The following is a 12,380-nucleotide window of genomic DNA, read 5'->3' as shown; positions in this document are numbered from 1 at the left end:
ATAGAAAGAATTATTATCCTCTGCCGCCTCTTCCGCCGCCACTGGATGATCTACCGCCGCCAGAATTCCCGGAGCTGTTTGATCCGGAACTATTTGAACTAGGACTGTATGATCTGGAATTGTTATCGTTTCTTGAACTTGGAGTATATGATCTGGCAGGAGAGTTGTTTTCGCTGCGGGTACTATTCGTGTTTGATCTTCTGCTTGGATTGTTGTAAGAATTGTTTCGTGATTGTCCTTGATTTCTTGAAAATGTTGGACTTGTTCTATTGAATCCGTTTGTAGTATTTCTTCTGAGATCAGTATTGGTATTTCCTCTGTAATTTGAATTATTAGATCTTCTGCTAACCGTATTGCTTTGGTTTCTTGAATAATTTGCTGAATTTCGGGTGCTGTAATTTCTATTACTGCTGGTGTTGTTGGTGTAGGAGGAACCTCTTCTGCTTGCGTTATAGGAATAAGTTCTATTGTTGTAGTAATTTGGGTATCCCCAATTATTTCCATGCCAGTTATTCCAGCCCCAATTGTTTCCGTACCAGTTGTTTCCATGCCAATTATTCCAACCCCAATTGTTACCGTACCAGCTGTTCCATCCGAAACCAATGTTCCATCCCCATCCATAACCAGTATTCGATCCCCAGTTATTTCCATACCAATTATTCATTCCCCAACTGTTGTCGTAGACGTTTATACTTACGGTTTGAGGATTGCTGCCCCAGCCGGGATAGTTTGTGCTATTGTCTTGTAAGCTGTCGTTTTCTAAACTATAATCGTTGTAATTATCTACATCCGTAAAAATTTCAACGGGTTGATTGTTGTTTTGTAAAGACCCAAAGTAGTCTTTATATTGATTATTAGGAGCATTTTGCGTCTCTACTTCAACAGCTTTTCTTGGGGTGTTACCATAAATTCCGTCAGAATCATAGTAAGAACTGTTTTGGTAGGAGCCGCAAGATGTCAACAAGACGCTCAAAAATCCAACAATGTAATATATTGTTGGGTTTTGGGAGGAAAGAGTACTAGTTTTCATATATAAGGAGTTTTTTATTGTTGCACATTACAAAAATAGTTAGTTTTGCTGAACTATTTATTTAAAATTATTAATGCAAAATTTGTGCCAAACTATTCAATATGAGTAAGAACTTAACTACAAGATCAGAAGATTATTCAAAATGGTATAACGAGTTGGTTGTAAAAGCCGATTTAGCCGAAAATTCAGGAGTTAGAGGTTGTATGGTTATCAAGCCTTACGGTTATGCGATTTGGGAGAAAATGCAAGCGGAGTTGGATCGAATGTTTAAAGAAACAGGGCATCAAAATGCTTATTTTCCTTTATTTGTTCCTAAGAGTATGTTTGAGGCTGAGGAGAAAAATGCGGAAGGATTTGCAAAAGAATGCGCTATTGTTACTCATTATAGATTAAAAAATGATCCGGATAAGCCAGGGAAACTTATGGTTGATCCTAATGCAAAATTAGAGGAAGAATTAATTGTTCGTCCTACAAGTGAGGCTATTATTTGGTCTACCTATAAAGGATGGGTTCAATCGTATAGAGATTTGCCTTTATTGATTAATCAATGGGCCAATGTAGTACGTTGGGAAATGAGAACCCGATTGTTTTTGCGAACAGCAGAATTTTTATGGCAAGAAGGGCATACGGCTCATGCTACAAAAGCAGAGGCTATTGAAGAATCAGAGAAAATGATGAATGTGTATGCTGATTTTGCCGAAAACTTCATGGCAATTCCAGTTGTAAAAGGAATGAAAACCGAAACGGAACGTTTTGCCGGAGCCGAAGAAACGTATTGTATCGAAGCTTTAATGCAGGATGGGAAAGCGTTGCAAGCCGGAACTTCACATTTCTTAGGTCAGAATTTTGCTAAAGCGTTTGATGTTAAATTTGCTAATGCCGAAGGAAAGCAGGAATATGTTTGGGGAACTTCATGGGGTGTTTCAACTCGTTTGATGGGAGCATTGGTGATGACGCATTCAGATGATCAAGGATTGGTATTGCCTCCTAATTTAGCGCCTATTCAAGTGGTGATTGTTCCTATTCATAAAACAGACGAGCAATTAGCTGCTATAACTGCAGAAGTAACTGTTTTGGCTGCAGCTTTGCGAAAATTACAGATCTCCGTGAAATTTGATGACAGAACCACTCAGAAGCCTGGTTTTAAATTTGCGGAATGGGAATTAAAAGGTGTTCCTGTTAGAATTGCTGTAGGTCCAAAAGATTTAGAAAATGGAACTTTCGAGGTAGCAAGAAGAGATACATTGACTAAAGAAGTAGTTTCTAAAGATGGAATTGCGACTTACATCAGCGATTTATTGGAACAAATTCAAAAAGAATTGTTCGAAAAAGCATTAAATTATAGAAATACGCATCGTACTGAAGTGAACAGTTTTGAAGAGTTTAAAGAGGTTTTAGATACTAAAGGAGGTTTTGTATCAGCACATTGGGATGGAACTGCAGCAACTGAAGAGAAGATCAAAGACTTGACTAAAGCGACCATTAGATGTATTCCTTTGGACCGAGTAGAAGAGGCGGGAAGCTGTGTTTTTACTGGGAATCCTTCTGTAGGAAGGGTGTTGTTTGCTAAGGCATATTAAAAAAAATAATTTTTTTTTGCCTCTGCTATTGTACGTCTCAAAAATAGTTGTATTTTTGCATCCGCATTAGAGAAGCAGGGCCCGTTCGTCTATCGGTTAGGACGCATGGTTTTCATCCATGTAAGAGCGGTTCGATTCCGCTACGGGCTACTATTTTTTTTGCATGTTAAAGTTTTCCTGAACTTAGAGGGAGAAATGGCCCGTTCGTCTATCGGTTAGGACGCATGGTTTTCATCCATGTAAGAGCGGTTCGATTCCGCTACGGGCTACGATTTCAATATTAGATTGATAAAAACTTAGGGGATAATGGTCCGTTCGTCTAGGGGTTAGGACGCCAAGATTTCGTCTTGGTAACAGGGGTTCGATTCCCTTACGGACTACAAAAATTTGTAAAAGATAAAAAAATAATAAAATGGCAAATCATAAATCAGCTTTAAAGAGAATTAGAAGTAACGAAAAGAGAAGAGTATTAAACAGATACCAACACAAAACTACTCGTAACGCTATCAAAGCCTTGAGAATAGCTACTGATAAAACAGATGCTACTTCTAAATTATCAAGCGTTATATCTATGATTGATAAATTAGCTAAAAAGAACATCATTCATGATAATAAAGCTTCTAATTTAAAATCTAAATTAACGAAGCATGTTGCTAAATTGTAAGTAACACAATTTATCTACTTATAAAAAAAGCTCCCAATTATATTGGGAGCTTTTTTTATGTCATTTGTTGAAATTCGTTTTTTTTTTTTTTATTAAAGTATTCAGGTGTTACTAGAGTATGTTAGGTTTAAAAAAAAATCAATAACCATTGGGCTTTTAGATTTTGTTTTTTAAGTATTCAAGCATTGTTAGGGTAATAGGTTTCGATAGAAAATCAATGACCATAGGGTAGGTTTTGGATTTCTCTAAGTCTTCGGGGTCTATTGTTGAGGAAAGGACGATAACCTTTGTGTTTTTAAATTCAGAAAATGCTTCGCTATTAAAATGATCCAAGAATTCCCATCCTCCCATTACCGGCATGTTTAAATCTAAAAAAATTAATTGAGGATGTTTTTTTGATTTACTTTCAGTGTTAGTGTGTTTTAAAGTATTAAGGTAGCTAAGCGCTTCTTCTCCATTTTGGGATGTGATTATTTCATTCGAAAAAGACGCTTTGATGATTACTTTTTTGCATAACATAAGTGTTATAGGGTCGTCATCAATACATAAAATTTGATCTAACATTATTGTTTATTTTTAAATGTTAATGTAAATGTGGTTCCTTTGTTTACTTCGCTCTCAATACTAATAGTTCCTCCCATAGTTTCAACTTGCGATTTTACCAGATATAATCCCAGACCTTTGCTGTCAGGGTAATTATGAAAACGCTGATAAAGTCCAAAAATTTTATCTTTATTTCGCACTAAATCGATACCAATGCCGTTGTCTTTAAATGTTAATACGGCGGTATCATCAATTTCACTGGCGGTAATAGTTATTTTGAGTTTTCTGTTTTCGGATTTGTATTTTATGGCATTTGTCAAAAGGTTCAATAATATGCTTTCTATATAGGCTTTATTGATGTTTATGATAGAGACATTTTCAAAATTGAGCTTTATGATGGGTTTGTATAATTCAATTTGAAAATTAAGCTGGCTGAAAACATTTTCAAAGATTTCTTTTATTAAAACGGCTTCTTTTTGAATGGAAGGGTTGTCTTTTATAATGATAACTTTTACTAAATCATTGATAGTGTCATTCAATAAATGAGTAGATTTATTAAAGCCATTTAAAATTTCCTTTAATTCTTGGTTCTCGATAGGAATGTCCTCCAGTAAGTTCAGTAAGCCTGTTAAGTTTGATAGCGGAGCTCTGAGGTTGTGGGAAGTTATATAAGAAAATTGTTTTAAGTCTTTGTTGTTTTGAGTTAATTCCCGAATAAGTTGTTCTTTTTCTTTTTCTTGTTTTTTTTCTTCGGTTGTGTCTCTTTGAATGGAAATCCAGTGGGAAAGTTCATTGTCGGAATTATAAATTGGTATCATGGAGAAACGAACCCAATATTCTTCTTTGTTTTTTGTCAGACTGATTGTTTCTACAAGACATTCCTCTTTGTTTTTTATTGCGGCTAATAGTTTTTCGAGTTCATTACTATCAGAATTTGGACTGTTGAAGATATTCGGAGATTTTCCTATTATATCACCAGATTCATATCCTGACATAATAGAAAAAGCAGGGTTTACATAGATGATGTTAGGGATTTTTTCGTCAATAGAATTAGTTTCGGTGATTATGATAGAATCTTTGGATTGGGTAATTACAGTTTCCAGTAATTTAAGCCGTTGTTCTTCCTCTTTTTGTTTTGTTATGTCTTGTATGGCTCCAATCATTCTAATGGCTTTTCCTGTTTCATCTTTCAGGAGGAATCCTCTGTCTAGAACATATTTATAAGTGTCGTTAGCACATTTGAAACGGTATTGATCTTGCCAGTTTTCGGTTTTTTGTTCTATAAAGGAGTATAGTTTAATAGACATTTTAATACTGTCTTCAGGGTGAATTTTATCAAACCACCATTTAGAACTATCTCCCACTTCATTTTCTCTATAGCCAAAAACGCTTTCAATTCCTTTATTCCAAGAAAAGCTATCTTCTTGTATTTTCCAATCCCAAATAGTATCGCTGGTTGCTTTAGCTACAATGTTGTATTTTTCATTCGACTCCTTAATTTCGTCATTTGTATTTTTAAGCTTTTCAAAAATGGCGATGTTTCTAGTGTCGTTTTTAGATAAAATAAGATTGAAAATTATTCCAGTCAAAAAGACAAATAGAATGTCTTTTGTAAAAGTGTAAAATGGATGATTTGAATCAGAAATATATTGTTGTAATAATTTATGACTAACAATAGCTACAAACATTGCGGAGAGAATGTAGATGATGATTACTTGTTTGGTTTTGCTTTTCATTACTCAAATATAATTAATTATTGCGAAATTATTAAACAACATTCGTAACTTATTTTTTGAGATTTTTTTAAAGGCCTATTTTTGTGTCTAATGCGTTAACAATATGTAAACTATTGCATAAATATTTTTTATATCAAAATAAAGTGTACCTTTGCACCCATTAAAAATCACAGATGGAATCTATTAGAAACATTGCAATTATTGCCCACGTCGATCACGGTAAAACAACTTTGGTTGATAAAATTATGTATCACTGTCAGTTATTTCGTGATAACGAAAACACAGGTGACTTAATCCTTGATAACAACGACTTAGAGCGTGAAAGAGGTATTACCATTACTTCAAAGAATGTTTCTGTAGTATACAAAGGAACAAAAATCAACATTATCGATACTCCTGGTCACGCCGATTTTGGTGGTGAGGTAGAACGTGTATTGAACATGGCGGATGGAGTTTGTCTACTTGTAGATGCTTTTGAAGGGCCAATGCCACAAACGCGTTTTGTATTACAAAAAGCCATTGACTTAGGTCTTAAACCTTGTGTTGTAATTAATAAAGTTGATAAAGAAAACTGTACTCCGGAAGAAGTGCATGAAAAAGTTTTCGACTTAATGTTTGAATTAGGAGCTGAAGAATGGCAATTGGATTTTCCAACTGTTTACGGATCTGCTAAAAATAACTGGATGTCTGATCATTGGGAAAACGTAACTGATAATGTTGAAGCATTGTTGGATATGGTTATTGAAAATGTACCTGCTCCTAAAGTATCTGAAGGAACACCACAAATGTTGATTACTTCATTAGATTTCTCTGCTTTTACAGGTCGTATCGCTATCGGTCGTCTGGAAAGAGGTGTTTTGAAAGAAGGTATGCCAATTTCTTTGGTAAAAAGAGACGGTACTGTAATGAAATCTAGAATTAAAGAACTTCATACTTTTGAAGGTCTTGGTCGTAAAAAAGTACAAGAAGTAATTGCTGGAGATATTTGTGCAATTATAGGTGTTGAAGGATTTGAAATTGGAGATACTATCGCTGATTTTGAAAACCCGGAAGCTTTGAAAACAATCGATATTGACGAGCCTACGATGAGTATGTTGTTTACAATTAATGACTCTCCTTTCTTTGGTAAAGAGGGTAAATTTGTAACTTCTCGTCATATTAGAGATAGATTGAATAAAGAATTGGAAAAAAACTTAGCGATGAAATTGGGTGAAACTGATTCAGCTGATAAGTTTATGGTTTTTGGTCGTGGAGTACTTCACTTATCTGTTCTTATTGAAACAATGAGAAGAGAAGGGTATGAGTTACAAATCGGTCAACCACAAGTTATCATCAAAGAAATTGATGGTAAAAAATGTGAGCCTATTGAGGAATTGACAATCGACTTACCAGAAACTCTTTCGGGAAGAGCGGTAGAGTTTGTTTCTTTCCGTAAAGGAGAAATGTTGAGTATGGAAACTAAAGGTGAGCGTATGATTATAAAATTCAATATTCCATCTCGTGGAATTATTGGATTGCGTAACCAATTGCTTACTGCTACCGCTGGTGAGGCTATTATGGCACATCGTTTTATAGGATATGAGCCTTACAAAGGAGAAATTTCTGGACGTAACAAAGGTTCATTGATTTCTATGGAAAAAGGAAAAGCTATTCCTTATTCTATCGACAAATTGCAAGATCGTGGTAGATTCTTCGTTAATCCTAATGATGAAATTTACGAAGGTCAAGTAATTGGAGAAAACTCTCGTAGCGATGATATGTGTGTGAACGTGACTAAAGAGAAAAAACAATCTAACGTTCGTTCTTCTGGAAATGATGATAAAGCTAGAATTATTCCTCCAGTTATTTTCTCTCTTGAAGAAGCTTTAGAATATATTCAAAAAGATGAATATGTTGAGGTAACTCCAAAATCTATTCGTTTGAGAAAAATATATTTGACAGAAACAGATAGAAAAAGATTTAAATTCTAATTTTTATTTTTTTTAAATATAAAAGCCATTCGTTAATTCGAATGGCTTTTTTTATGCGTTTTACTTTTTTCTTGAAAATAAATTATTGTAAAAAAAATCACAACATTTTAGTATAAAATTTACTGGATAAAGTTGTTGTGATTTTGTCAATTTCGACGAAATGAAACAGATATTATTTTTTATGAGTGTCCGCTTTGTGGACTAACTTCAATTTTTTTTGCCACAGATTTAAAAGAATTTTTCCAATAGATCTAATTCATTTTTTTCATTAATTTGTGAAAATCCTTTTAAATCTGTGGCAAAAATTATTGCTGGTATTAGTTCCGATAGTCATATTATTTTTATTACCTCTTTAAACTGAAATGTCCTTTAGCTTCCCTGCCGTCATCCAATTTTATGGCATACCAATAATCATCTCCAGATAAGGGTAGACCCAAAAAGGTACCATCCCAACCTTGACTAGAGGCAGTAATTTGTTTTAAAAGCTTACCATAACGATTAAAAATATAGATGATTGAATTTTCATTGAAATTTGCATTTATTCCTTTTACATTCCAATAGTCATTGTATCCGTCTCCATTTGGAGTAAAAAATTTTGGAACACCAATTACGGCTATTGTTTGACTCACGGTTCCACAACCATTTTTGTCATTAACGTATACTTCATGAATTCCGGCAGATACATTATCAAAGAAATTTGAATCCTGAAAAGGTCCAGAAGGTGCGTCCAGACTATATTCATATTGTCCTTGTCCCGTTACGTTAACCGTTACTGAATTTACATCTGATAAATCAATAATTGAAATAGTTCCTATTTCTGCTATATCCGAAGCGGTTACTTTTAAAGTTCGGGTTCTGCTACAACCGGCTAGTGAGCTAACTTCTACCGTATAATCACCTTCTGTATTCACATCTAATGTTGAACCAGTTTCAGCTGTTAAAACAACATTGTCCTTTGACCAAACGTAAGTATAGTCAGTACTGGGAGTGCTGTCTTGAATTCCAGAATCTAATTTTACAAAGAAAGTGGGAAGGTTAGAACAAACTAATTCATTCTCATCAAAATCATCGTTTGTATCAATATTAGGTTTTGGATTTACTTTTAAAGTAACTCTTGGACTCAAGCCATAACATGCATTGTCTGATGTGCTTTCCACACGGACCCAAATTTTTTGTTCATTTGGATATCCACTATTTGTATAATTTGATGGGTTTGTTATTTCATCATTTTCTGATAAAGCATCTGCTTCATTTTTATAAAATTTTATCGAATAAGAAGAACTCGATGAAGGAAGAATAGCTGAAATATCAGTGGCTACACTACTGAAATCAAAGGTAGCGATTCCATCAGTATCGTCATTAGTTGCTCCTAAATCATCACAGGTGGAAAAAGTACGACTGAATGAAGCTGGAATTTGGGTAGTAGAAACCACTAAGGTAATTTGAACGACACTACTACATCCATTAGTATTTTTTACTCTTGCCCAAACCGGCATACCACCCGAGGTTGTATTTGTAAATGCTAAAGGATTAGAAATTAATTTCCCAACATCTGCTGTTTTAGCCCCTGAAAGTGAAGTGTAATAGGTAAAAGTCTCGGATGTGGAATTTGACGATATCTCATTGTTTTTCACCGTTAAATTAAAATCAGAAAAGCCATCCGTATCATCATCACATTGAACAATGGTAGCAGTAGTTATCACAGGTAAACGATAAACAGTCAATGTTGTTTGAGAAGAAATCAAGCCACATGAATTTCCAATTTTATCCAGTTTCACTCTGTATTTATAACCATTCATTACATTGGTCACTTTTATGAGCATTAAGGTTTTTGTTGTGGCACCTTGATAAGTAGCATTGTTTGAAATGTTATTCCAATTTATTTCGTCAGTAGACAATTGCCATTGATAGGTATTTCCGCCATTATCAAGTACTGTAATTGTTGCGTTTTCTAATTCGCAAGTTGGCGCAACTTGAGGTTGAGAAGTGATTTCTATTGGCGCAGCAATTACGTAATTGTTATTTGGAGTCAAATAACCTATACCACTCGTGACTTTTCCTTTAACATTAATAGTAACGGGATTGTTTCCTAATATTCCATCATTGTTAGGGTCATTAAAACCAGCTTCAGTGACATCAAAACAAACATCATTATCACTATCCAAATCGATATAATTAAAAGTTCCATCTGAATCGGTATCAGTAATGGTATAATTTAGTTTACCACTATCCGGACTCGTTTCTAGTCCGTCAAATAAACCATTTGCACCAAAAGCAGTAGCAGTGCCATCTATAATTCCATCTTTATTGGCATCAATAACAGTACTGCCAGATTCGATTAAGTCAAAAATCCCGTCGTTATCACTGTCTAAGTCAAGTACGTCGGACATAGGAAAGTTACTGTAATCATTGTCGGTGTTAATTTTAATTAATCCAGGTTCAAAAGCATCATCTAATCCGTCTTTATTCGTGTCAATGCCAGAAAAAACTTTGAAGCCTTTTCCTTGTGCCTCAATGGTATCTGGAATTCCGTCATTGTCGCTGTCTAGATCTAATAAGTCTGGAATTCCGTCTAAATCATTGTCTGTTGAATATGTGATTAACATTGAAAACGTAGCTTTGTTGGCTGTGGTTTCTGATAAATTTTGATGCTCGTATGTGATCGAATCGGTGAGATAACTAGAAATCGAAAATCTACTAGAACCCGGTATGGCAGGAATTGTACTTTTTAATCTGAATCTGATTTCAAAAGATGAGAATTCGGAAACTCCACTTTCATAAATTCCATCATAATTAGTGTCAACTAGTAATTCATTTAATGGATCCATCAAGGTAAGTGTTTTGTTTGTTGGAACCCGCAAAATAAAATCACCATCCGCATTTAGATAATCGGAAACATCAGTGGTTTGGGTACTGCTGTCAAAAGTCATATAGTTAAAACGTAGACTCGTTGGAGCATTGAATTGAAGAGTGTAAGTTACATTTTTAGTCTTTCCAGCAGGAACTTCGGATACAAAACCATAATAAGGTTTTCCAATGATGGTGCCATCGCCACTAATTGTTCCCGTATAATCAGAACTGTTTTTAGGGTCGGATTGGTTCAACAAGGGGATTCCTGCTTCAATATCATTGCGTATCCCATCATTATCTAAGTCAATATCAATGTTATTATTTGTTCCGTCATTATCGGAATCTAATGGGCAATCGCTCACGGGGATTTTGTCGGAGAAAATAGGAACTGTACTTGGGCAACCCACAATACTTCCTTTTACTTGATAATAACCAGGTTGAGTAGGTGTGTATGAATTTGAAGTTTCTCCAGGAATAAGAATGTCATTTTGATACCACTGAAAAGTATCATAAGAAGATAAAGTGCTGATTTTTAGAACAACATTTGGTATGCATGCCGAATTAGATACTGCAATTTTATCAGTTACAATTTCTGGTTTCGTATCAAATCCGGAATAATAACCACCATAAGTTGCTGCGCCATTTGTCCCAAAGTAAGAAACATAGACTTGTCTCGTGGATTTTACAGCAATATTCCCCGTCAGATTAAATACGGTGTATCTCACATAATCTGTATTTCCTGTTACAGGAACAGCGGTGCTATTGATAGGATTGTTATTTATGGTTACAGTAGCACCTGCTTCAGTCACAATATTTAACCCACCATTATAGAATGTACTTCCTATCGATTCAATGGAAGGAATATTGTCAACAATGCTTGGCGTTGCACAATTTAAAGGTGGTACAAAAAATAAATTTTGATTGGCAGCGAAATCGTTTCCTCCAATGCTTTGATAAGCAGATACGTTTTCGGAGGTTCTAACATATAAATTTCCATTGGTAAATTTACTTCCATCAATATCAGCGTATTCTCCTTTATTAATAGTTGCAAAAGGAGTTATACCGTCTAGGTAAACTTTAGTATTATCTACATTTGCAATCAATAAAACCCGTTCAATTTCATCAGTTCCAAGTCCTTTTACAAAAATGTATTCCTTACCAGTTTTATCTGTTGGGACAATTTGGTCAAAACCTACATCTCTACCCGTTGGGCCAGTTGTGCCGTTTTGAAAGGTACCAATAAGTGCACTATTGCTTCCTGCAAACGAACCGGAATTGACCACAACAGGTTTGTCTGATTCTACTAATGCGCCAATCATTTTGGAGCTATTGGAAGTTGAATTATTATAATTCTCCAAAGCCAAAACATAACTTTCATTTTTGTTTAAAATAACTTCTATTGGTTCCGAAATAGTGGTGCCATTTGAAAGCCTTGTACCGATTTCAATATTCGAAATAGTGACTTTGGTATTGTTCTCTGTTGACAGTATTGAAGCAAAATTTAATAAACTTGTATCATAAAGTGGATTGAGCATTGCTCCTAATCTAAATTCTTTACCCAAAGCACTGTTTCCTTTTGATACAAGACCACCTGCGTGTACGTATGTAATAACTCCATTGAGTGTAACGTTTTTACCTGCATTTACCCTAACGCTCACATAAACTAGATCTTCGGCTTCAATTATGTATCCCTTGTTGCTAACTTTCCCAATTTGTGTTTTAGGAATAAATAACTGGGTATCGTTTCCTTGACCAATAGGATATGGATACGGAGTACTGTTCTTAACGACTCCCGTTATAATATTTCCACCAATTTCAATAATTTTGAAATTAACATTTTTTATACTTGGTGTAGAGATATATAAGTAATGATCTTCGGCTAAGTTATTTTGCGCTGTTAAAGGCGGAATATAATGTGTTTTACTAAACTGCGAGAAACAACTTATGGAAAAAAGGGTAATGAGTAAGAGTAATGTTTTTTTCATGTGCTAAAAATAGCAAAATTTA

7 protein-coding genes and 3 tRNA genes are annotated in these 12,380 nt (G+C 34.7%); 6 read left to right on the top strand and 4 right to left on the bottom strand.

Annotated features, from left to right (window positions below):
* Window positions 1–13: 13 nt before the first annotated feature.
* Window positions 14–1,030, bottom strand: a complete 1,017-nt coding sequence (locus tag ACNQGX_RS04605) for a hypothetical protein (RefSeq protein WP_417974442.1) — start codon at window positions 1,028–1,030, stop codon at window positions 14–16.
* Between the two features lie 101 nt (window positions 1,031–1,131).
* Between ACNQGX_RS04605 and proS the strand changes: the two genes are divergently transcribed.
* The 5 genes from proS to rpsT all read left to right on the top strand — a co-directional run bounded on the left by proS (window position 1,132) and on the right by rpsT (window position 3,274).
* Window positions 1,132–2,610, top strand: a complete 1,479-nt coding sequence (proS, locus tag ACNQGX_RS04600) for a proline--tRNA ligase (RefSeq protein WP_417974440.1) — start codon at window positions 1,132–1,134, stop codon at window positions 2,608–2,610.
* Between the two features lie 78 nt (window positions 2,611–2,688).
* A tRNA-Glu gene (locus tag ACNQGX_RS04595) sits at window positions 2,689–2,760 on the top strand.
* Window positions 2,761–2,807: 47 nt separating this feature from the next.
* Window positions 2,808–2,879, top strand: a tRNA-Glu gene (locus tag ACNQGX_RS04590).
* Window positions 2,880–2,918: 39 nt separating this feature from the next.
* A tRNA-Glu gene (locus ACNQGX_RS04585) sits at window positions 2,919–2,990 on the top strand.
* A gap of 32 nt (window positions 2,991–3,022) precedes the next feature.
* Window positions 3,023–3,274, top strand: coding sequence for a 30S ribosomal protein S20 (rpsT, locus tag ACNQGX_RS04580; protein WP_035673520.1), 252 nt, complete (start codon window positions 3,023–3,025; stop codon window positions 3,272–3,274).
* A gap of 156 nt (window positions 3,275–3,430) precedes the next feature.
* Here the strand turns inward: rpsT and ACNQGX_RS04575 are convergent, their stop codons facing one another.
* A complete protein-coding gene (locus ACNQGX_RS04575; protein WP_417974438.1) occupies window positions 3,431–3,838 on the bottom strand; it encodes a response regulator in 408 nt (135 codons plus the stop codon).
* A complete protein-coding gene (locus ACNQGX_RS04570) occupies window positions 3,838–5,553 on the bottom strand; it encodes a PAS domain-containing sensor histidine kinase (RefSeq protein ID WP_417974436.1) in 1,716 nt (571 codons plus the stop codon). The genes ACNQGX_RS04575 and ACNQGX_RS04570 overlap by 1 nt, the downstream gene beginning before the upstream one ends.
* Window positions 5,554–5,726: 173 nt before the next feature.
* Here ACNQGX_RS04570 and typA point away from each other — a divergent pair, with 173 nt between their 5' ends.
* On the top strand, window positions 5,727–7,523 hold the full coding sequence (gene typA, locus ACNQGX_RS04565) for a translational GTPase TypA (RefSeq protein WP_417974434.1): 1,797 nt from the start codon (window positions 5,727–5,729) through the stop codon (window positions 7,521–7,523).
* Between the two features lie 344 nt (window positions 7,524–7,867).
* Here the strand turns inward: typA and ACNQGX_RS04560 are convergent, their stop codons facing one another.
* On the bottom strand, window positions 7,868–12,358 hold the full coding sequence (locus tag ACNQGX_RS04560) for a T9SS type B sorting domain-containing protein (protein ID WP_417974432.1): 4,491 nt from the start codon (window positions 12,356–12,358) through the stop codon (window positions 7,868–7,870).
* Between the last annotated feature and the right edge of the window lie 22 nt (window positions 12,359–12,380).

This window comes from Flavobacterium glycogeni (assembly GCF_048286775.1).
Taxonomy (GTDB): domain Bacteria; phylum Bacteroidota; class Bacteroidia; order Flavobacteriales; family Flavobacteriaceae; genus Flavobacterium.
Note: the sequence above shows the minus strand (reverse complement) of the source record. Positions and strands in the feature narration are given on the sequence as shown.

Excerpts from the sequence above, each read along its gene's own strand:
- ACNQGX_RS04605 (WP_417974442.1), bottom strand. The coding sequence starts at position 1,030 with ATGAAAACTAGTACTCTTTCCTCCCAAAACCCAACAATATATTACATT.
- proS (WP_417974440.1), top strand. The coding sequence starts at position 1,132 with ATGAGTAAGAACTTAACTACAAGATCAGAAGATTATTCAAAATGGTAT.
- rpsT (WP_035673520.1), top strand. The coding sequence starts at position 3,023 with ATGGCAAATCATAAATCAGCTTTAAAGAGAATTAGAAGTAACGAAAAG.
- ACNQGX_RS04575 (WP_417974438.1), bottom strand. The coding sequence starts at position 3,838 with ATGTTAGATCAAATTTTATGTATTGATGACGACCCTATAACACTTATG.
- ACNQGX_RS04570 (WP_417974436.1), bottom strand. The coding sequence starts at position 5,553 with ATGAAAAGCAAAACCAAACAAGTAATCATCATCTACATTCTCTCCGCA.
- typA (WP_417974434.1), top strand. The coding sequence starts at position 5,727 with ATGGAATCTATTAGAAACATTGCAATTATTGCCCACGTCGATCACGGT.
- ACNQGX_RS04560 (WP_417974432.1), bottom strand. The coding sequence starts at position 12,358 with ATGAAAAAAACATTACTCTTACTCATTACCCTTTTTTCCATAAGTTGT.